The sequence below is a fragment of the Chloroflexota bacterium genome, from assembly GCA_035652535.1.
GTDB lineage: Bacteria > Chloroflexota > UBA6077 > UBA6077 > SHYK01 > DASRDP01.
In genome coordinates, this window is record DASRDP010000009.1 from 28402 (window position 1) to 49828 (window position 21427).

General features: G+C 65.4%; 18 protein-coding genes. 8 read left to right on the plus strand and 10 right to left on the minus strand.

Annotated features, from left to right (window positions below; genetic code table 11):
* Positions 1–23: 23 nt before the first annotated feature.
* Positions 24–242 carry a hypothetical protein gene (locus tag VFC51_01295; GenBank protein HZT05639.1) on the minus strand — a complete coding sequence of 73 codons (219 nt, stop codon included), beginning with the start codon at positions 240–242 and terminating at the stop codon, positions 24–26.
* Between the two features lie 177 nt (positions 243–419).
* Complete coding sequence (locus tag VFC51_01300; protein HZT05640.1) at positions 420–983, minus strand: sigma-70 family RNA polymerase sigma factor; 564 nt, start codon at positions 981–983, stop codon at positions 420–422.
* Between the two features lie 210 nt (positions 984–1193).
* On the opposite strand from VFC51_01300, the gene VFC51_01305 reads away from it, so the two are divergent.
* From VFC51_01305 to VFC51_01340, 8 genes are all read left to right on the plus strand, one after another.
* Entirely contained in the window at positions 1194–2342 is a 1149-nt protein-coding gene (locus tag VFC51_01305) for a DNA double-strand break repair nuclease NurA (protein ID HZT05641.1), read from the plus strand.
* A 101-nt stretch (positions 2343–2443) separates the two neighbouring features.
* Positions 2444–3097, plus strand: a complete 654-nt coding sequence (locus VFC51_01310; protein ID HZT05642.1) for a hypothetical protein — start codon at positions 2444–2446, stop codon at positions 3095–3097.
* Positions 3094–4044: an ABC transporter ATP-binding protein gene (locus VFC51_01315; GenBank protein HZT05643.1), complete on the plus strand. Its 951-nt coding sequence runs from the start codon at positions 3094–3096 to the stop codon at positions 4042–4044. Before VFC51_01310 ends, VFC51_01315 begins: the two co-directional genes overlap by 4 nt.
* The gene (locus VFC51_01320; GenBank protein ID HZT05644.1) at positions 4013–4828 is read left to right on the plus strand and encodes an ABC transporter permease; all 816 of its coding nucleotides are present in this window, start codon (positions 4013–4015) and stop codon (positions 4826–4828) included. The genes VFC51_01315 and VFC51_01320 overlap by 32 nt, the downstream gene beginning before the upstream one ends.
* A gap of 8 nt (positions 4829–4836) precedes the next feature.
* Complete coding sequence (locus VFC51_01325; GenBank protein HZT05645.1) at positions 4837–6483, plus strand: ATP-binding protein; 1647 nt, start codon at positions 4837–4839, stop codon at positions 6481–6483.
* On the plus strand, positions 6483–7718 hold the full coding sequence (locus VFC51_01330) for an exonuclease SbcCD subunit D (GenBank protein ID HZT05646.1): 1236 nt from the start codon (positions 6483–6485) through the stop codon (positions 7716–7718). The genes VFC51_01325 and VFC51_01330 overlap by 1 nt, the downstream gene beginning before the upstream one ends.
* 7 nt (positions 7719–7725) lie before the next feature.
* Positions 7726–10284: an SMC family ATPase gene (locus tag VFC51_01335; protein ID HZT05647.1), complete on the plus strand. Its 2559-nt coding sequence runs from the start codon at positions 7726–7728 to the stop codon at positions 10282–10284.
* 168 nt (positions 10285–10452) lie between these two features.
* Entirely contained in the window at positions 10453–11307 is an 855-nt protein-coding gene (locus VFC51_01340; protein HZT05648.1) for a LysM peptidoglycan-binding domain-containing protein, read from the plus strand.
* A gap of 6 nt (positions 11308–11313) precedes the next feature.
* Here the strand turns inward: VFC51_01340 and VFC51_01345 are convergent, their stop codons facing one another.
* The 8 genes from VFC51_01345 to VFC51_01380 form a co-directional block, all read right to left on the minus strand.
* Entirely contained in the window at positions 11314–12189 is an 876-nt protein-coding gene (locus VFC51_01345; GenBank protein ID HZT05649.1) for an inositol monophosphatase family protein, read from the minus strand.
* Positions 12117–12863, minus strand: coding sequence for an endonuclease III (gene nth, locus VFC51_01350; GenBank protein HZT05650.1), 747 nt, complete (start codon positions 12861–12863; stop codon positions 12117–12119). Before nth ends, VFC51_01345 begins: the two co-directional genes overlap by 73 nt.
* Positions 12860–13507, minus strand: a complete 648-nt coding sequence (locus tag VFC51_01355) for a DUF4340 domain-containing protein (GenBank protein ID HZT05651.1) — start codon at positions 13505–13507, stop codon at positions 12860–12862. The genes nth and VFC51_01355 overlap by 4 nt, the downstream gene beginning before the upstream one ends.
* A gap of 3 nt (positions 13508–13510) precedes the next feature.
* The gene (locus VFC51_01360) at positions 13511–15118 is read right to left on the minus strand and encodes a Gldg family protein (protein ID HZT05652.1); all 1608 of its coding nucleotides are present in this window, start codon (positions 15116–15118) and stop codon (positions 13511–13513) included.
* Between the two features lie 40 nt (positions 15119–15158).
* Complete coding sequence (locus VFC51_01365) at positions 15159–15872, minus strand: ABC transporter permease subunit (protein ID HZT05653.1); 714 nt, start codon at positions 15870–15872, stop codon at positions 15159–15161.
* A 44-nt stretch (positions 15873–15916) separates the two neighbouring features.
* On the minus strand, positions 15917–16861 hold the full coding sequence (locus VFC51_01370; GenBank protein HZT05654.1) for an ABC transporter ATP-binding protein: 945 nt from the start codon (positions 16859–16861) through the stop codon (positions 15917–15919).
* 34 nt (positions 16862–16895) lie between these two features.
* Entirely contained in the window at positions 16896–18755 is a 1860-nt protein-coding gene (mrdA, locus tag VFC51_01375) for a penicillin-binding protein 2 (GenBank protein ID HZT05655.1), read from the minus strand.
* Positions 18756–18856: 101 nt separating this feature from the next.
* Complete coding sequence (locus tag VFC51_01380) at positions 18857–21424, minus strand: S8 family peptidase (GenBank protein HZT05656.1); 2568 nt, start codon at positions 21422–21424, stop codon at positions 18857–18859.
* Positions 21425–21427: the final 3 nt, after the last annotated feature.

The window sequence follows — 21427 nt, forward strand, 5'->3', positions numbered from 1 at the left end:
CGACTCGGAGTCGGGGTGGTAGGCTACCCGTCAACAGCGCACAGGATATGGCAACGGGGATCCCTCAGGGGGCTATCGCCGACCGGGCGCGCGAGCATCTGGGGCAAGGAGCCGAGCACATCATCCGAATGCGCCAGCTCCTCGAAGAAGAGATCGGGATCGTGGAGGAGGGGGGCGATCCGCTGAACGTGTTCCGCGACCCGGCCCACAACCAATGCGGCACGCCCGTGGGCGCCCTTCATCAACCACCTCACCTTCGAGGGCCGGCCGGATCGAACGCAGAATGCCCGAAAGTATTCCCCGATTGTGACGCGGGCCGCGGCCCACGGAATCGGCGGCCTTTCCGAGCCGGTCCACTGAGGCGCGGACGACCGATCCGCGCGTGCCCCAGGGTGACCGGTCGCCCGTCGGCCGCGCCGCTAGGCGCCCTCCTGTCGCTTCAGGAGTTTGCGCAACTCCGACAGGGCCCTGTGCTGCATGACCCGGACGTTTGTCTCGCTCTTGCCCATTGCGATCGCGATGTCGCGATGGGCAAGATCTTCGAGGAATCGCATCACCAGAACCTGCTGGTGCTCGGGTCTCAGCTCGCGAATCAGCCGACGCACCAGATGGTAATCGGCTCGCGTCTCCGCCAATCCTTCGACGTGGTCGTCGGATGGCCAATCAATCTGATCCGACTCGAGCGAAGCCGTCGACTTGTTGCGGCGATAGAAGCTTACGACCAGATTGTGGGCGATGGTCAGCAGCCACGCGACGAACGGTGTGTTGGTCTGGCGGTACCGACCCAGAGCGCGCCACGCCTGGAGAAATACCTGTTGGGTTAGATCCTCGGCGTCCTGCCTCTGCCCGACGCGATAGGAGATGTGGCGATAGATTCGATCGAAGTAGTGGTCGTAGAGGCTGGTGAATGCATGCTCATCCCCGTCGACCGCCCTTGCGACCAGATCCGCTTCCCACTCTTGCGCCAGAGTGGCTTCGGTCACGATGCCTCCGGAAGCGTCGGGGTGCGCCGGTGACGGCAGCGCGGTCCGAGGTCCTGGCGCAATCCAGATCCATGCATCCCCAGAGTATAGGAAACACGCCGCGCAGTCCCGCGCCGGATCAACGGCTGAGGTGAAATAGCCCACGATGGCCTCCTGGTACACTCAGCACGATCTCGGCTGTCCGGTACAGTAGCGAGTGGGAGATTCGGCGTGACGCTCGACGTGTTTCGCGTAGGCTCGCAGCTTGCCGCCATGGGGCAAGAGCTGCGTGACCATCGCGAGGCGCGGGCCGCGCGCCTGAGCGCCGCGCGCGGCGTCTTCGCCCGCCTCTCCGACGATTGGGAGCGCATGGCGTCGGCCGCGCGCTCGGGAGATCGATCTGGGGCGGCGCCGCTCGGGCCGCTCAGCTCAGCCTCCGACCGAGGCGCTGCGCCCCCGTCGTATCTCGTCATGGCAACAGATGGGTCGACGATTGAGCCCGATCGGCACGGCCCCGCGATGTGCGCCCTCGTGAACATCGGTCGTGCACGGATCCGCTACGGTGACGCCCCTGAGGCCGAGCTCGATTCGGAGCCAATCCTGTACTTCCGGCGAGAGGAGCTATTCATTGAGCAAGGCGGCCGTCGGGTCCTCCTGCGCCAGCGCCTCCTGGATGCGCGCCGAAGCGTTTTGGAGATGGAGGCCCTCAGCGAGATGGCTCGGGACGCCAATCCACTGGCGTTGCCGAGCGTTGCGCTGGCGGACGGGCTGCTCACGATCTGGCGCGAGGATTGGGCGACCCAGGACGGGGACGAGGTGATTGCCCAGTTCAACCGGGCGCTGGCGCGGATCGCCGACGTGAAATTGCCGCTTGCCGCGTACGTCAGCAATCCGTCGAGCCATTGGGTCGTGGACCTCTTGCGGTCGGCGGTCCAGTGCGTCAAAGGGTGCGGTGCGCTGTGCCAGGAGACGGGCTGTGTCTTCGGCGGACTCGTCGACGCGGAGCTGTATCGCTTCCTGCAGCCGGGCCAGGCGTCGACGCTTTTTGAGGTTGTCGGTCCGGACCAGCATCGTTACGATGAGCGCGTGCGATCCCACTTCTTCTACCTCAACGTCGGGCGGGAGATTGTTCGCGTTGAGGTGCCTGCCTGGGTGGCCAGGGATGAGGACGCGCGGCGGCTCGTCCATAATGTGGTGTTCGACCAGGCGGAGCGGGGCTTGGGCTATCCGGTCGCGCTTGCACGCGCCCATGAGCAAGCCGTCATCAGCGGGCGGGACCGTCTGGCGTTCCAGCAGCTCGTCATCGAATCCCTGACGCGAGCAGGCTTGGGCGCCGGTGTGTCGGAGAAGCAGGCGAGCAAAACGCTCAGGGCAGTCTAAGCGCCAGGACGTGAGAGTTCGCGGGCGTGGCGCAGGTGCTTCTGCGAAACCGATGATTCCTACGCGGTCCCTGCCTGTTGAGATTGGAGTCCAATCGCATCGTGGAGACACAGAACGGATCGGCGGCCACGACGAGCCGGCGAGCTGGCGAAGTTGTGGGCACCAGCGTGGCGGAATTCGAGGCCCAGGCATCGAAGCTGCACGCCGCACCGCCCATCGGCACGCTCGTTTCCGTGCGCTTGGATCCCATGACCGTCTACGCGGTCGTCGCGGGATCCTGGACGGACGGGATCGACGTCGGCGCGCGGCCGGTGCTGCGGGGACGCGACGGGTGCGAAGACGCCCAGATCTATCAGGCGCATCCTGATCTGGAGTTCGTCCTTCGGACGTGCTTTCGCAGCCTGGTCGTCGGCTTCCGCGATGGATCGGGCCGTCATCAGTACCTTCCTCCCATTGCCGTGCCGATCCACTACTCCGTGACCGTGTGCTCCCACGACGAGGTCGAGCGCTTTGCCGCGGAGATGCACTACTTTCGTACGTTGCTGGAAGCGCAGAACGCGCCGAACGAGGACGTGATCGCGACCCACATCCGGCTGGTCGCGTCGATCAGCTCGCCGCCGCGCGGACCCTCCGAGTACCTGGTACGGGCCGGACGAGAAGTGGCGACGCTTCTTCGCGACGATCATCAGCGCCTTCGCGCGATTTTGCAGCGCATTCGCCCGGCCGAGACCTCGTCGTCGTCCATGCTGGCATGATCGAAGCGCACGGCCTCATCAAGCGCTTCGGCGAGAAGCGAGCGCTCAATGGGATGACCTTCTCCGTTCCGGAGGGGCGAATCTATGGCCTGCTCGGCCCGAACGGCGCAGGGAAGACCACGACGATGCGGATCCTCGCCTGTCTGCTCAATCCCGACGGCGGAAGCGCATGGGTCGCGGGCGTTGACGCGGCGCGGAACCCGGAGAAGGTGAGGTCGACCATCGGCATCTTGACGGAGGTCCCCGGTCTCTATGACCGGCTCAAGGCCGGCGAGTATCTGGACTTCTTTGCGCAGATGTACGGATTGCAGGGGTCGCAGCGACGGGCGCGAATCGAGGGCCTGATGCGGCTACTGGATATCTGGGATGCGCGGAACGAGCGGCTCCGCAGCTTCTCCAAGGGGATGAAGCAAAAGGTCGCCATCGCGCGCGCCCTGATCCACAGGCCCCAGGTCCTGCTATTCGACGAGCCCACCGCGGCCCTGGATCCGGAAGCGGCCAAGACCGTGCGCGACCACATCGTCGATTTGATTCGCACCGAGCGGTGCACCGTGCTGCTCTGCACGCATAATTTGGCGGAGGCGGAGCAGCTGTGCTGGAGGATCAGTATTGTCCAGCAGGGGAGATCCATCGCCGAGGGGACGCCGATCGAGCTCAAGGCGATGGCTGCTCAGGCGGTGCGATTGTCCCTGCGCGCGGTTCTGCCCAACTACGTGGCGGTGGTCCACGCGACGCCGGGCGTGGAGGCGCTGGCTACCGAGAACGGCACGATCACATACCGCACAACGGACGCCGCGTCTGTCAATCCCCGGGTGGTGCGCCAGCTCGTCGAAGCCGGGGCAGACGTTTTGTCGTTGCAGCTCGAGGCGATGGGCCTCGAAGACGCGTATCTCCACGTGATGAGAAAGGGGGAAAGTGACCCGAACACTCCTCGTGACCCGACGTGAGCTGACCGAAGTCGTTCGGGACTTCAACCTCGTCGGGCCCATCTTCATCCTCCCCACCCTCATGGCGCTGATCGTCTCGCTTGGCCTGTACGGGACGTCAACCGTCGACACGGGGACGGTCAGCATCGTCGTCGGCAGCGTCGGTGTCGAGCGCATGCCACCCGCATGGTCCAACGCCTTTCTGCAGCTGAGCGAGGCCGACCAGGCGAAGACGGTCGGGAAAGCGCTCAAAGCGCTCACCCTTCCGCTGTTCTGGATCGTCACGGTCGCGCTCACGGCGACGGTGGCGGCCGACAGCTTCGTCGGCGAGAAGGAGCGCGACACCCTCGAGCCGTTGCTGGCGACGCCCATCGGCAACGGCGCCCTCTTTTTCGGCAAGCTCATGACCGCGGTCGTCCCAGCCGTCCTCGGGACGTGGTGGGGGACTGCGATCCTGGCGGTCGGGATCTGGTTCTCCGGCAACCAGTATTTCCCGCACCTGCTCCTCGCCGACCCGGAATGGACGGCATCGACCTTCATCATCGTGCCACTGATGGCCCTGATGTCAGCGAGCGTGGCTGCCCTGATCTCCACGCGGGTAGCGACGTATCGCGCAGCCTATCAGCTCAACGGACTCATCGTTCTTCCCATCGTCGCCTTTATGATTCCGCAGACGGTGGTGCTCTTCTTCCTCACCCGCCACGCCCTGTGGGTCCTGGGCACCGCGTTCGTGGCGCTCGACGTTTTTCTGATCGCAACCGCCATTCGGTTTTTCGACCGCGAGCGGCTCCTGGGCGGGAGATGAACCATTCCATGAACCCGAACGAAGGTCGCCCGCTCGCCGTCGTCGTCGATGGCACGCTCACCAAAGGGATCACGGCGAACTTGGACGCCGACTGCTCGGTCGAAGATGTACGGGTGGGGCAATTCGTCAAGATTCACGGCGAAAAGTACGACTTCTTCTGTCTCGTCACGGACGTCATGCTCAACGCCGCGAACGCCGACGTGCTGGCGAACCCGCCGGACCCCAGCGATGCGTTCACGCGCCTGGTGCTCCAAGGAACGAACCTCTTCGGGTCGGTCTCCCTGCAGCCGATGCTGATGCTCGGCAAGATGCCGGCGGCGGAGACCGACCCGTCGGAGCTGGGCCAGGCCCTGCCGGTTCGGACGGTTCCCGTCCACTTCGCGCCGGTCAGCCTCGCAGGTCGCGCCGATTTCGATCGCGTGTTCGCTCAGCCGGGGGATTCCTCCTGGCAAGTCGGCACGCCCAGGGACATGGATATTCCGATCCTCCTCGACCTCGAACGCGTCGCCGAACGCTCCAACGGGGTTTTTGGCAAGTCTGGCTCCGGTAAGAGCATGCTCACCCGCCTCCTCCTCTGCGGGCTCATCCGGAGCGACCGGGCGGTGAACCTTATCTTCGACATGCACAGCGAGTATGCGTGGCCGAAACCTGACCGGGGCGCGGTGCTCCGGAGCCTGACCGACCTCTTCGGTCGCCGTGTTGCCGTGTACACCCTCAAGTCGAACCGCCCCCGCCCGATCGGCCACAAGTCGGATGGGGACATCGCCATCGGTATGAACGAGATCACGCGCGACGACGTCGTGCTGCTGTCGGAGCTGCTGAACCTGAACGAAACGGCGCTCGAGACCATTCATCTCCTCGAAACCGAGTTCAGGGAGGGGTGGCTTCTGAATCTCCTAGAAATGGACACGCCGGCCATCAAGGACTTTGCCGATCGGGCCGGAGCGCACCCGGCCGCCGTGGGGGCGCTGAAGCGCAAGCTGAGCCAGCTGCAGCGACTGGATTTCGTGATTTCGGAGTTCCGTTCGCCGGAGGCGTCGTCCATCAGCCACATCGTCCGAAGCCTCTCGAGCGGGCGCAGCGTCGTCCTAGCGTTCGATCAGGAGGGTGACCTCCTCCAATACATGCTCGTCGCCAACATCATCACGCGGCGCATCCACGACAAGTGGCGGACCGACTCGCAGCTCGCGGACGCCGAGAATCGCGAACGTCCACGGCAGCTCGTCGTGACCATTGAGGAGGCGCACAAGTTCTTGAGCCCGAGCGCTGCCCGGCACACAAGCTTCGGCCAGATCGCCCGGGAGCTGCGCAAGTTCAACGTGACGCTCCTCGTCGTCGATCAACGTCCGTCCGGCATTGACCCTGAAGTGCTCTCACAGATTGGCACGCGATTCAGCTGCCAGCTCAACGACGAGAACGACATCGCGGCAATTCTCGCCGGCGTGAGCGGCGCCTCCCATCTCCGGTCCGTCCTCGCGTCATTGGATAGCCAGCAAGAAGCCATCCTGCTGGGACACGCGGTGCCGATGCCGGTGGTGGTGAAGGTCCGCACGATCGACGAAGCTTTCTACGCGGACGCGACGGCGAGCGATAAGCGCATGGACCTTCCCACCGGCCGCGGTCTGCTCGACATGGCCACGCTTCCGGACGATTGATGAAGGTCGTCCACACTGCGGACCTGCACATCGGCATGGAGACCCACGGCCCAATCGATCCGCAGACCGGCTTGCCGCGTCGCCTCGACGATTTTCTGGCCTCGCTCGACCGGATCGTGGACGCGGCCATCGATGGCCGCGCCGATCTCGTCGTCATGGCGGGCGACATTTACAAGTCGCGAGACCCCTCCCCGACTCACCAGCGGGCGTTCGCCCGTCGGATTCTGCGACTGGCGAGCGCACGCGTTCCGGTGTTTCTGCTGGCCGGCAACCACGACGTGCCCAATGCGGTGAGTCGCGCGACGTCCATCGACATCTTCCACGAGCTGGAAGTGGCAGGGGTCACGGTCGGCCGCCAGCCCGACTGCCACCGGGTCGACACGCCATCGGGCCCGGCCATCATCGCCGCGCTTCCCTGGATCACCCGAAGTGTCGTCGTGGCGCACGAGGGCGCTCAAAATCTCTTGTCGAGCGATTTCGAGCGCTACATCGCCGACTTTGTGGTCAAGGTCGTGGGGGCGTTGGGCGAGCGCGTCGAGGAGATGCGCGGCGATCCCGAGTTGCGGACGGCGCCAGCCATCCTCGTCGCTCACCTGCACGCCCAGGAGGCGCGAGACGGCGCGGAGCGAATGCTCACCGTTGGGAATGACCCGCTGATTCCTGCCAGCGTGCTCACCGTACCGCCTTTCGACTACGTTGCCCTTGGCCACATCCATGCGCACCAGTCCTTCGGTTCGCAGCCACCCGCCGTCTATCCGGGCAGCATCGAACGCGTGAACTTCGGTGAGGAGCTGGAGGACAAAGGATACGTCGTGGCCGAAGTCTCGAAAGGCCACGCCGAGTGGGAGTTCTTCCCCGTTCCCGCGCGGCGCTTCCTCACGATTCCAGTCAAAGCGACGGGCGATGACCCGACGGCCGTGGCGCTGCGGCAGATCGATCGCCATCGGCCGGAGATCGATGACGCGGTGGTGCGCCTGCGAGTCGAGCTGACGGCGCAAAATGAGGCGCTCTTCGACGAGGGGCGCGCGCGGGCCGCCTTGGCCGGCGCCTTCTGGATCGCCGAGATCTCGCGGCAGGTCGATCGACCGGCGCGCACCCGGTTCGCGGGCGCGTCGGTGGAGGGCAAGACGCCCATGGAGCTACTCGACGAATTCTTCTCGGCGAAACAGCTTCCGTCCGACGAACGGGAGCGCCTCCGCTCGTACGCGCAGCGCCTGATTCAGTCCAGGCTTTGAGCCTAGCATGATCCCCCTCCGTCTCGAGATTCGGAACTTCCTGTCCTATGGCGATCGACCGCCGCCCCTGGACCTCGACGGTGTCCACGTTGCCTGTCTCTCCGGCGCCAACGGGAACGGCAAGAGCGCCCTGCTCGATGCCATGGTGTGGGCGCTGTGGGGAGAGCCGCGGGGCGGGTCGCGCGCGGGAGACGACCTCGTCCGGCACGGCGCCAGCGAGATGTCGGTGGCGCTGGAGTTCTTGATGGACGGCGGCCGCTACCGCGTGACGCGGCGGCGCACGGTGCGCAATCGCAGCGGTTCCACGGAGCTGCGGTTCGAGGGCTTCGACGGGTCAATCTGGCGGCCGCTCGCCGAAGGCAGCGTCGGCCAGACACAGGACGCCATCAGCCGCCTACTCCGCATGACCCACGACACCTTCGTCCATGCGTCGTTCGTTCAGCAGGGGAAAGCCGACGCATTCATGCTCATGACGCCGCAGCACCGAAAGCAGGTGCTCGGCGACATCCTCAACCTTGGCCAGTACGACGAGCTTGCGGACGCCGCCCACGCGGCGATGCGAGAGGCCCGCGCGAGCGCGGATCGGTTGAGCGGCCAGATCCGCGCGGCGGAGGCCGAGCTGGCGCGTCGGGAAGAGTTCGAGCGCGCGCTTGCCGACAGCATTCGCGCCGAAGCGGACGCGCAACGCGAGGTCGATGAGCTGACAGCGGAGCGGACCGCCCTGGTCCGCGAGGTCGACCGACTCGTCGGGGTCGATCGGCAAGCCGCCGAGAAGCGCGCCGCTCGCGAGATCGCCGGAGATCGGGTCCATGGCCTCGAGAAGCAGATCGAGGAGCTGGCGCGGCAGGTAGCCGAAGCGGCCGCGACCGAGTCGCGCGCCGGCGAGATCGAACGGGACTTCGCCGCGTTCCAAAAGGCGGACGAGCAAGAGCGTGACATGGCGGGCCGCTTTCAGGCCTGGTGTCAGGCTCGTGACGAGCTGCAGCGCGTCGAGTCTTCCGTCGATCGGGAGCGCGGCCGCATCCAGGCAGAGCTGACCGCGGCGGAGAACAGGGCCGCTGACGTCGAGCGCCGCCTGGCGGGCGTTGAGTCAGCTCAGGCCAAAGCCGAAGCGATCCAGGCCGACATCATTCGCTATGACGCGTTGGCGCGCGAGGACGAGGACGCGCGCAAGGCCTTTGACGCCGCGAACGAGAGGCTTGCCGTCCTTCGCCGGGAAGGAGAGCGTCTGAAAGAAGAGCCCGATCGGGTCCGGCAGCGGCTGGAGCTGCTGGGGCAGAACGATACTTGCCCTCTCTGTGGGCAGGAGCTTGGGGCCTCCGGTCTCGCAGCCGCCCACAAGAGGCTCACCGAAGAGCTTCGCGAAGTCGAGCGCCAGCTGGAGCGCGCCCGGGCGGATTATCTTGCGCAGCTGAAGGTGACCAAGAGCGCACAAGAACGCGCCGCGTCGCTCCGTGAGCAATTGAACGGGCGCGCGGCGATCGAGCGCGAACTCGGCGACCTGCAGGCGCAGCTTCGGCACGCAGAAGAGGATCGGCGGGCGCTGACGGAGGTCCGCGCAGTGGCCGCGGCGTATCGCCAGGCGCTGGAATCCAACGACTACGCGTTGGAGGCCCGCTCGCGCGTGGCACCGCTTCGCCAGGCGATGCAAGCCACCGGCTACGATCCTGAAGCGCATCGCGCGTTGCGCGAGACCCGCGAGCGGCTTCGCGACGCCCCAGACAGCATGCGAGCGCTCGACGCCGCCCGCGCGACCATCCAGACGGCGTCCGCGCACCGAGCGGCGCTCGATGCCCAGCTGGCGGCAGTCCATGCCGAGGTGTCGAGGCTCGATCGGGAGACGGACGTGCTGGTCCAGGAAGCCGCGGCGTTGCCTGCCAAGCGGTCCGCCCTCGCCGCGAAAGAGGCTGAGTTGCAGGAGAGCGCCGCCGCGCACCGCGCAGCGGCCCAGCGCGTGGGGGAGGCGAAGCAGATGGTCTCCTGGCTGAACGCCAGGGCTCGAGAGGTTGAGGAGCAGAAGCGCAACCTCACGCACTGTCTCGAGGAGGTCTCCGCCTACACCCAGCTCGCCGACGCCTTCGGCAAGAGCGGAATTCAGGAAATGATCATCGACCAGGCTCTGCCCGAGATCGAGGATATCGCGAATGAGCTCCTCTCGCGTCTCACGAGCGGCCGCATGCGGGTCAGGATGCAGACGCAGCGTCCGGGAAGGACGGGCGGAACGGTGAGCACGCTGGACGTCCTGGTGTCTGACGAGCTGGGAACACGCCCCTACGAGCTGTTCTCCGGCGGCGAGAAGTTCCGGATCAACTTCGCCATCCGCATCGCCCTCTCCAAGCTCCTCGCGCGTCGGGCGAATGCGCCGCTCCAGATGCTCGCCATCGACGAGGGATTCGGGAGCCAGGACCGCGAGGGTTGCGACCGTCTCGTCGAGGCGATTCGAACCGTTCAGGCCGACTTTGAACGGATTCTCGTCATCACCCACCTCGACGACCTGAAGGACGCGTTTCCCGTCCGCATCGAGGTCATCAAAGGACCTGGCGGATCCACCTTCGCGATGACGTAAGGCCGGCGGCCGCCGCCGCGCGAATCGAATAATTTGTCGGCGTTCGTCGGCCCGTCTATCACAACCGCATCACAGCGCTACATCAACCGATCGTAGCCGCGCATCCGCGTGCAGCGCACAATCTCCGCGCGGCTATGCTTGGAGTCAGCAAGATCCGAGGAGCAGTGCGTGTACGATCGATTCTCCATAGAACGACCGCGCATCACGTCGGCGCGGTCACGCAGGCCGACGCAGTCTGATGCCGAGCCCAGCGCGACCGGTCGCCTCGTGGCGATCATCCTCATCGTGCTCGTAGCCGGCGTTGGCTGGCTCGTTGCGCTGAGCCAAACCCGCATCGCCATCCCGGCCCGCACGACGGCGATCGCCTCGGCGCCGCCATTGGTTGAGTCTGCCCGTCGGTCCCCGCGGACCGACGCCGGTTCTTCAACGCCAAGGCAGGTCATCGCGAGCGAAGGCGCCGCCCCCGTCGCGGCGCCCATTACGGCCGGCGGGGCGAGCGCGGAGGCGTCCGCAGTCGCGCCATCGATTGCCGCTCCCATCGCGGAGTCGCCCCCGGCGTCGGCAAGCACTCCGGGCGCTCAGCCAGAGCGTGTGTCTGCGCCTGGCGCGGCGCCGAGCAGCCCGCCAATCGCACCGGTGATTGTCCGACACGTCGTCGGGCGCGGTGAGGACGTGTCTTCCATCGCGCGGGCGTACGGGATCGCCGCGCAGGATCTCGTCACAGCGAACGGGCTTCAGAGCACGGGCGTGGTCCAGCCCGGCCAGGTCGTCTACGTTCCGATGACGCCCGGCGTCGTGCACGCGGTTGAGCCGGGCCAGACGCTCGCGGAGATCTCGCAGCGGTTTGGCGTGAGTGTGGGCGTGATCTCAGCCACGAACGGGATCGACGATCCGGCGAAGCTCCAGGCGGGCCAGGTTTTGTTGATCCCTATTCACGGGCCCCAGGCTTCGGCGGACGAGGCCCGTCCGAACTTCAGCGCCGATGCGTCGTCGAATTCCGAAGGTTCGTCGCGCCGTCCGTGACCCGCATCAGTGGCGGCCATCGGTGGCGCTCTGAATGAGGTCGAGAAGCGCTGCGTGGAGGAGTCCATTGGACGCGAGGGTCGTGCCGCCGTAGACACTGGCCTCACCCTGAAAGTCGGTAAATCTCCCCCCGGCTTCCTCGACGATGAGTCGTGCCGCGGCCGTATCCCACGGGGCTTCGCCGATCATGACCACCGCGTCTACGCGGCCAGCCGCCAGCGCTCCGTATGAGTACAGGTCGAGAAATCCTGGGTTGTGATATGTGGACGCGATCAGCTGGCGGATGACCTCACCCCAGCCCCGCCGGGCGAACTCGGACTCGTTGGCGTAAACGACGTAGGCGCGATCGAGCTGCGACACGTCCGACACGTGGATTGGATTCCCGTTTAGGTCGGCCCCGTCGCCGCGTTGGGCCGCGAAGGTCTCTGCGAGCGCGGGCAGGTGGATGACGCCCGCCACGAGGTCGGCGTCACGCTCCAATGCGACACACGGTCCGAAAAAGGGGAGGCCGCGGACGAACTTCTTGGTCCCATCTAGCGGATCAACGATCCAGCGGCATCCATCGGCGACGGGCGTCAAGGGCGCGCCGGTCGTGTAGCTCTCCTCGGCAAGAAATTCACACCCCGGACACCGCTGGACGAGCACCTCTCGGATGATCCGCTCCGAATCGCGGTCCGTCGCGGTAACGGGAGTGTCGTCCGTCTTGAATTCGACCGCGTGCCATCGGCGGAATCGTCGGCGCTGGAGCCGGCCCGCGGCGCGCGCGGCCTCCAGCGCGGCGGTCAGCTCCGTCGACCGTAGCGGTGCGCTCAGCTCTGGCTCCCCCGACCGGATGCGCCCCGGCCATCCCCGTCTGACCCGGTCTTCGCCGGAAATGCGCACTGCGCGGATACGGGGCACGTCGAACAGCGCGGCCGTTGTGCCTTACAGATTTGGCGGCCATGGGTGATGAGGAGCATGTGGAACGCATACACGAGATCGGCCGGCACCGCGGCTTCGAGCGCCATGTGCGCCTGCTCCGCGCTCGTCTTGTCGCCAACCAGGCCAATTCGTTGGCTGACGCGGAGCACGTGCGTGTCGACGGGCATCGCAGGCTTGCCGCACGCGAAAAGCAGAACGCACGCCGCGGTCTTTGGCCCCACCCCGTCGAGCGATCGGAGAAACGCTCGACCTTCCTCCAGCGGGACGTCTCGCAGGTAGGAGAGGTCCAGCTCGCCGAGGCGGTCCGTAACGCTTCGCAGGATGTTCTGGATGCGGGCCGCCTTGATGTCCGCGAGCCCACCGGATCGAATCGCGTCCGCCACCTCCGAGACCGGGGCCCGGGCGACTGCGGTCCAATCCCCTCGGTACCGGTCCATGAGCTGAGCGAAGGCGCGATCGGAGTTCACGTCGGCAGTATTCTGGGAAAGCACGGTCTGAATCAGCTCGGACAGCGGGTCCTGAAGCGGGCGGGGACTCGGAGGCCCATAGAAGACCATCAGGCGATGGCAGATCTCGAGCGCGTGCTCACGGACGCGCTCGTCCTTTTCGGGACCGGCCGCGACGTCCGACCTCACTGCGACGTAGACGGGGCGGGCAGCCCGACGGTCGGCGTTGGCGTTTGGCTGGGCCTTGGCGTGGCGTCGGCGGCGGATTCCGATGCTCCCGCGACAGCTTCCGTTGGCGTTGCCGTCACCACTGGCGTTGGGATGGGCGGCTCGCTCACCAGCTTCTCGATATCGCCGACGAGCAGTGTGTTGATCGTGTGCAGCTCGCCGCGGCCCTCCACCATCGCGTAGTAGGCGGCACCGTTCGGCGTTTTTGATCCCACGAGCACGCGGATCGTCTTGCCGTCCTTCATGGACAGCGTCGCCTGGTCGGCAGCCGGCGAGAGGCCGTATTGCGCCAGGTCGCCGGGTTTGTCGGTAACCTTGGCCGAGCTGCGCAGCTTCACCAGACGATTGACGACGCTGCTCACGCGGCTCAGGTCCGCCTGATCGCCACTGTCGGCGAACTTCCAGCCAACGGGCTCCGCGCGCTCGAATGCCTGACTCCCCGCCGAGGTCTGAACGTCGAGCCGCTGCACGTCCGTGTCTTTGGCGTCGACGATGTACGTCGGGGCGCCCTCTGCGGCCGGCGCTGGCTGCGTCTTTTCGATGGCGAACACGCCGGCTGCCAGGACGGCGAATGCGACGACCATGAGGACGGTGTTACGGGCCATGGGTCAGCGCCGCATCCACCAGATCACGCCGCCCACGCCGAGGATGACGAGCGGGAAGAACACGGCGCTCGAGAAGAAAACAAAGTTGCCCTGCGCTGGCGTGAGAAAGACGGTGCGCTGCTGATCGATCCGTGGGCGGGTCGTGATGAGCTGGTCCGTCTGCGTAATCCAGTTCAGGGAGTTGAGAATGAAGTCGCGGTTTGCGATCTGCTGCTTGATGAGCCCATTGACGCCCATCTCTGAGCTGCCGATGATGACCGCTCGGTTCTTGACCTTCTTGTTGGGATCCTCGAACCCGGGGGGCGGCTCCTCGGCCGGTGGATTTTCGACTTGCTCGACCGCCACGGCCAAGGTGAGCGGCCCCTTCTTGTCTTCCCCATCGGTGTACTGGAGTTTGGAGCGGTCCGTCTCGAGCCACGACCGGTCACCAGAGGTCAGCGCCAGTCCGCTGATGTCCACACCCTTCTTGATCAGGTTGGGAATCTCGATGGAAGTAGAGAACGGCATCAGCGAGATGGTGCCCAGGTCTTTGACAATCGTGTGGAGTCCGTACCGCTGGACGATGATGGCGAGCGGATCCTGTCCGAGAGCGCTCACCGGGTCCACGGCCACGCCATCTCCGATGTTGAGGTCCCAGCGTTTGATCAGCTCGCCGACGTTCGAGTCGGTCTGGAGGGGGTCGACGAAGAGGAGAAGACGGCCGTTGCCGTCCAGGTAGTCGTTCAACGCCTTCAGCTCGTCGTCCAGCAACGCCGTCTTGGGGGCTGCGATGATGACCGCCTTGGCGTCGTCGGGCACTTTCCCCGTCGAGAGGAGGTTCAGCGATTCGACGACGTAGTTGTCCGCCTGGATTTGCGTTTTGAGGTCCGAATAGCCTTCGTCCTGGAAATTGTCGAGGTCTCGCTCGCCGTGTCCCGTCAGGTAGTACACCTTGAGCGGGGTTGGGTTGACCAGCTTCAACAGCGCGGTCGTGATGTGCGCCTCGTCAGTGGTGATGGAATCCTGCTTCGGATCGTCGGGCCCGGTCTTGCCGGCCCAACGAAATCGAATCGTGCCGTCGACGTTGACGCCGGCGAGCTTCGTTTCGGCCGGGTTCATGTTGAAGTCGACGGTCTCCCACGTGAGCATGCCGTTCGATCGCGCGGCGTACTCCTTCAAGAGATCTTCGACTTTCTGGGCGTCGGGCAGCGAGGAGGAGAAATAGGCGGTTGCGTGGACTGGTGCCGGCAGGTCTGCCAGGAGCTTGAGGGTCGCCTCTGAAAGGGAGAAGTCGCGCTGGGCAGTGAGGTCCCAGCGTTCGTGGTAGCGATTGGCCAGGACGTTGACGAGAGCCAGGATTCCGATCATGGCTAGGCACATGACAAACGCGTTCGATCCGTACTGCGATTCGCGGCTCGTAACGTTGCCCCAGGCTTTCGCCGGATCAATGGCGATGTACATACCGAAGCAGAGGATCGCCACAGCGAGCGCCAATCGGGAGAGGACGCTGAATTCCCCCGCGACGAGGGCCGAGCCCGCGGCGACCAGAAGGGCCAGCCCGCTCACGAGGGCCAGCGGCCCACGTGCCCGATCCAGCCAGCTCTGGTGCGTCATCGTTTGCTGAGGGATCATGGCGCAGCTCCTTTGCGCGGCTGGAGGACAGCCACCTGGCTCATCGCCATCGCCGGGCCGAGATGATCTGCGTCGTGATGAAAAGGCAAGCGATGATGACGGTCACGAAGAAGACGATGTCTTTGGTGTCGACGACGCCTCGAGGCATGTCCTCGAACCGCTTGGTGATGCTGACGTATTGAGCGACCTGGCCGGGGATGCCGGTGAACTGGCGCGAAAGCGAGTCGCTGAGCCACAGCAGGAGCAGCGTGACGAACGTCACCGCCGCGGCGATGATCTGGTTCTGTGTCAGCGCTGACGCCATCAAGCCAATGGCGAGAAACGCCATCCCCTGCAGCATGACGCCGAGGTACCCGCCGACCATGGGTCCCCGGTCTGGATTTCCGAACATGTTGAGGAGCAGTGGGAAGTAGAGGGTCATAGCCAGCATGAAGAGGAGGAAGACGACGCTGCCGAGATACTTCCCGAGAACCAGCTCGACGTCACGGATGGGCTGCGTGAGGAGCAGCTCGAGCGTGCCCGTGCGGGCCTCCTCCGCGATGAGGCGCATGGTCAGCAGCGGACCCGCCAGGAGGAAGGTGACGCTGAAGTTGTTCAGGACCGGTCGCAGGTCCGCCTGTCGACTCTGTGGAATGATGATTCCGAAAAGGAATCCCCACATCGCGATCATCACGGCGGTGACGACCCAGGCGACCGGCGACACAAAGTAGGAGCGAATCTCCCGCTCCGCGACCGCGGCGACATTACGAATCATTGGTTTTCAGACTCCAAGGAATTGACCACGCATGCGGGCCTGGCTCAGGCAGCGGCAGGCTCAGCGGTTACGAGCTGCACGAAGATCTCCTCGAGGCTGACCGAAGCGGGGCGCAGCTCGCGCAGGCCCCAGCCGCGCTGCACCACGGTTTGCGCGAGCTGTTCGCGGATGTCGCTGCCCAAGGCGCAGTCCACGGCGAACACGTGGCTATCGGTGCCATTGCCGCGGGCTTTCACCGTCAGAACTTCCGGGATCGCCTGGATCGCCGCCATGATGGCCTCGCACGGGCCGCGGACTTCGACTTCGAGGGAATCGGACCCGCGCATGCGTCGCTGGAGGTTTTCCGGCGTGTCGATCGCTGCGACTCGACCGCGGTTGATGATGATGACGCGCTGGCACGTCATCGAGACTTCGGGAAGGATGTGCGTGCTGAGAATGACGGTGTGGGCGCCCGCCAGGTCGCGGATGACTTGTCGCGTCTCGACGATCTGGCGCGGGTCCAAGCCCACGGTGGGCTCGTCGAGGATCAGGACTTCGGGGTCCGCGAGCAGCGCCTGCGCGAGGCCGACACGCTGGCGATACCCCTTGGAGAGCTTGCCGATCAGCCGATTCATGACATCGCCGATCTTGCACTTATCGGCGACGTCGTCGATGCGCGCGCGCCGTCTTCGCCCGTCTAAGCCCCGAATCTTGCCCATGAAGTGCAGATAGCTCTTTGGGGTCATTTCCGGATAGAGCGGAACCGTTTCGGGCATGTACCCGATGTGCTTTCGCGCCTCGAGCGAATCCTTGAAAACATCATGTCCCGCAACGGTCGCTCTGCCGCCAGTTGGGGGCATATAACCGGTCAGGATCCGCATTGTCGTCGTCTTCCCTGCGCCATTCGGCCCAAGGAAGCCGAGGATTTCGCCCTTGGGGACATCAAAGGAGATATCGTCGACCGCGGGGATACGACCGTAGTACTTCGAGAGGTGTTCAACGGTAATCAATGTAGCCTCGCCCGATTATATCAGGGAGCGATTCTTAAGGATAGCGCTCGAAATATTCCCGCAAGATGTCCATTGCCGGCGGCAGGGCGTCACTTGGACCCCCGCCGTGCTCGACGAACACGGTAACGGAGACGCGCGGGTTCTCCACCGGGGCATACGCGGTGAACCAGCCGTGGGTCGGACCAATGGCGCTCCCCCCGCGTGGGGCAGCATACTCGGCGGTGCCTGTCTTCCCTGCCACCCGCACTCCAATGTTGTTGTGCGGCTTTGCCTGCGACGTGTCCATGACCGCGGCCATGCCGTCGCGAATCGCCGAGATCGTTTCCGGTTTCAGCGTGACCTGGCGAAGCACCTGGGGCGTTGGGTCGTGCACCGGCTGGCCGTCTTCGTCGGCGACCGAGCGCACGACGTGGGGTCGGTAGAAGGTGCCCCCGGTCGCGATGGCGTTTGTCAGGTTCGCCACCTGGAGAGGGGTCGCCAGTACATCCCCCTGGCCGATGGCCATGTGATAGGTGTCGCCCGGCACCCACTCTTCGCCGATAGTCGCCTGCTTCCACGCGGGTGTGGGAACGCGGCCGGCCGCCTCGGACGATAGGTCGATGCCGGTCCGCTCTCCGTACCCGAGCATGCGGGCGTACCGGGCGATGCGGTCCGCCTTGAGCCCGTCAATGGGACCATACCCCCCACCCAGCGTGTAGAAATACACGTTGCACGACTGGGCGAGACCCTGAACGAAGTCCAGCACGCCCATGACGCCCCAGTCCGGAAGATACGTGGACGCCGACGGATTGTACGGGTTCGGAATCCGGAGCCCACCGTTGCAGTCGATCCGCGTATCTCGGGTTGCGACGCCCTCCTCAAGCGCGCCGATGCCGGTGACGAGCTTGAACGTTGACCCCGGCGGGTATTGCCCGGCTATGCTCCGGTCGAAGAGGGGCAGTCGCGGGTCTGACAGGAGATGGTTGATCTCCTGGTCGTTGTTGGGCATGGCGAACAGGTTGTTGTCGAACCCTGGGATAGAAACCATCGCCAGAATCTCGCCGTTGCGCGGGTCCATGACAATCGCTACGCCTGAGGAATCCTCGCCTACCTTTTTCTTCATCACGTCGTACACCGCGCGCTGCAGATCGGCATCGATGCTCAAGATAACCCGGTGGCCCGGTTCAGCGGCCTGCTCCTGCACCTCGCGAATCGGTCGCCCGGACACGTCGACTTCGACGAGCCTGGCGCCGGGATGGCCGTGAAGGTCCGCCTCGTAGGACTGCTCCACTCCGGTTGCCCCAACCCGCTCGTCGATCTGGTAACCGTCCGGTTTGTATCGCTTGGCGTATTCGTCCGGGGCGGGGAGGGCCGTGTAGCCGACGATGTGTGAGAAAATTGGGCCGTCGACGTACTGCCGGACCGTCGCGACCTGGATGTTGACGCCGGGCAGCGCCCAGCTCCGCTCCTCCAGCTGCAGCGCGGTTTCTCGCGGTACGTTCTCCATAATGGCGATGGGTGTGAACGATCGCGAATCGGCGGACTTCGACCGGAGCGTCTGCTCGATGTCTCCCACGGTCATGCCGAGGATGTCCGCCGTTTCTTTAAAGATCTGGCTTCGGCGGGCGGCAGGAACGTCGGCCTCTGTGATGGTGGCGACGAACGTCGGCGCATTGACGGCAAGCGGCGTCATGTTGCGGTCGTAGATGACCCCGCGTAGGGGCTGGATCGTCGTAGGACGCAGGCTATTGTCCTCCGCCGCAGCGCGATGGACGAGGTTGTCGACGATCTGTAAGCGCCAGAGCTGCACCGTCAGGACGGCAAACGCGAGGACCGTGACTGCGCGCGCGAGCAGGCTTCGCCGGTGCCGGGGTGGAGCATCGACCTGCTCCAGGCCCACCGATTCGTGGTTCACGCGTCACTTCCTTAGCTTTCGCCTTTTGATCGGCCACCGCAAATGGTAGCGAATTCTCCCCGTTACGAGAGGGCAAAGGGGGGGGTCCCCCCCTCGCCGCGTCAATAGGCGACCGCGTTGACGATGGCGGCGATCGGCTGACCGTTGTCGGCCACGACCGTCGCGGACCCGATGAATCCGTCCGGAAGCCCGCCAATGGCCGGCTGGAAATAGCTCTTGGCGGAGCCGGGTCCGATCACGTCCGACTGCACCAACAGCGCTGTGCCCGTCTGGCTGCGGTACGTAATCGTCAGGGCAGCTGCTTGCTGGCCGAGATTCTGCACCTGCAGGCCGGTATTTGCGCCCGCAACGTTTCGCATGAGCAATGGCGCGTAAAGGGTATTCTGGCCCGATGCCAGCACCTGATAGGTCGACGAGACGTTCCGATCGTAATTCACCTCGTTGACGAGGCCAGAGACGAGCTGCGCGTTGTCGACGGCGATGGTGGCAGAGCCCACGAAGCCGTCTGGGAGCCCAGGCGACGATGGCTGATAAAAGGTTCGCGACCCGCCCGGGTCGATGCTGCCGCGATCGCTGTACGAGTCGCCTGGCCCGTCCGTTCCCCGATACGTCACGGTCACGTGCGCGGTGTCCGCTCCCAGGTTTTGAATTTGCACCCCGGTGTTCCACGTGCCGTTCGTCCGCCTGTTCTTGAACACGACCGGCGCCACGAGATTGGTGCCACTGTTGAGGGGCGCAGTGTAGGCTGCCGCGTTGCCGATTGGGTTGGTTTCGAGGATCACCAGGGCAAGGGGCTGCGCGTCCTGGCTCGTCGCGGTCAGGCCGCCAACGAAATTGTCGGGGATGGCCGTCGTGTCTCGAAGACTGATCCGGCGGCTCGCCGCCGCCGGGATCGACACGCGATCAGTCCACACGCCGGGCCCGTCCGCGCTGGTGTAGGCGAGTTGCACGAACGTCGGATCGGCACCCAGGTTTTGAACGTAGGCTGTGGTGCTCCAGCCGTTTCGGTTCTTGAAGACCAGCGGCGCGTACGCGACGGGCGTGCCCCCGACACGCCCGTCGTAGGCGATCGAATTCCAGGAGGCGCGAGTAGCGGTCACGACGGAGGCGATCGCCCCCTCGGAGCTTATGACGCCCGAGCCCTCCCATGAGCCGCTGAGGAAGTCTATCGACTCCAGCTCGACGGTTGTCGAGGCGTTGGCGGGGAGTACGGCGTTCAGGCTGAGCGTGGACGAGCCATTCACCTCGATGAGGCGGATCGTCGTAGAGGCGGGGGCATTGCCCGTGTTCATGACGCTGATGTGGCTGTTCCACCCATCCGTGCTGCGCGCCAACGCCGGGAGGTACACGGTGCTCGCCGGCGACGGCGTATTGTAGGTGAATGCGCGCGACCGACCTGGAACCGGCGATGGGGGCGGAGTTGGCGTTGGTGTCGCGACCGCCGTCGGAGGAGGCGGCGTCGGCGTGGGCGGTAGCTGGGCCGCGGCCGCCACGGCACGCGCCGCGTTCACGCGTCCCGCGCCCAGGCCGGAGTCGCCGATCGGGTCCGCCGTCGAACGGAGGATGGCTTCGACCTCGGGAATCGAATACTCCGGATGGAGCGAGAGGAGCAGCGCAATCACGCCGGTCACGTGGGGGGCCGCCATAGACGTGCCCGTGTCCGTCCGATAGGTGGAGGTGCCGTCCCAGTAGGTGCTCAAGATGTTGGTACCCGGGCCGGCAATGTCGATCCAATCCCCGAAATTCGAGTAGTAGGCGCGATGGTCCGCCTGGTCCGTAGCGCCGACCGCGATCACCGGATCTGTGGCGGCAGGAAAGGTCGGATCGGAGCTGCCCTCGTTTCCAGCCGCAACGACGAGAAGCACGTTCTTGCTTTGCGCATACGCGACCGCCTCTGTCAAGGCCGGAGAGACCTCCGCGCCGCTGAAACTCATGTTGATGATGCGGGCCCCGTGGTCGATGGCCCAGCGCATTCCCGCAGCGACCGTGCTGTCTTTGCCCGACCCATCCGCCTTCAGGACCTTGATGGGCATGATGGACACGCCCGGCGCGATGCCGGCGATCCCCATGCCATTATTGATGGTCGCGGCGATGGTGCCTGCTACGTGCGTGCCGTGGCCGCCGTCGTCCTGCGGTGACTCGTCTGGTTCGAGGAAATTGCGACCGTCGACGATCTTCCCCTGCAGCTCGGGATGTCCCAGGTCAACGCCGGTATCGACGACAGCGACCACCACCGACGCCGTGCCTGTCGTCACGTCCCAGGCATCGGGCGTTTGAATCCGCTGCAATCCCCATTGCTGAGGGAAGAGCGGGTCATTCGCCATCATCTGCGCCGACCGAACGTAGTTCGGCTGGGCCCAAACGACCTCTGGCCGAACCGTGAGACGCGCGGCGGCTCGGCGCTCCTCGCCGATGGGCACGCGCAGCAGAGTTACGTGGTCGTCGATAACGTGGTCGAGGACCGACGCACCGACTTCTGCGAGCGCGTCGGCCGTCGCATCGTCGCGCCAGCGGACGAGGACCTCGCCGGGCGCCAGGTCCTGGTCGCGGGCGCTAAGGATCGGCGGGGCTGTGAAATCGTGGCTCGCGGGCGCCGCAACCGGACCACCGGTGAGGAAGAGCCCGACGAGTCCGGTCGCAAGCACGACGCGCAGGAGAACTCGGAACAAGGT

Coding starts and splice junctions, on each gene's coding strand:
- VFC51_01295 (HZT05639.1), bottom strand. CDS start 242: ATGAAGGGCGCCCACGGGCGTGCCGCATTGGTTGTGGGCCGGGTCGCG.
- VFC51_01315 (HZT05643.1), top strand. CDS start 3,094: ATGATCGAAGCGCACGGCCTCATCAAGCGCTTCGGCGAGAAGCGAGCG.
- VFC51_01325 (HZT05645.1), top strand. CDS start 4,837: ATGAACCCGAACGAAGGTCGCCCGCTCGCCGTCGTCGTCGATGGCACG.
- VFC51_01330 (HZT05646.1), top strand. CDS start 6,483: ATGAAGGTCGTCCACACTGCGGACCTGCACATCGGCATGGAGACCCAC.
- VFC51_01335 (HZT05647.1), top strand. CDS start 7,726: ATGATCCCCCTCCGTCTCGAGATTCGGAACTTCCTGTCCTATGGCGAT.
- VFC51_01355 (HZT05651.1), bottom strand. CDS start 13,507: ATGGCCCGTAACACCGTCCTCATGGTCGTCGCATTCGCCGTCCTGGCA.
- VFC51_01360 (HZT05652.1), bottom strand. CDS start 15,118: ATGATCCCTCAGCAAACGATGACGCACCAGAGCTGGCTGGATCGGGCA.
- VFC51_01365 (HZT05653.1), bottom strand. CDS start 15,872: ATGATTCGTAATGTCGCCGCGGTCGCGGAGCGGGAGATTCGCTCCTAC.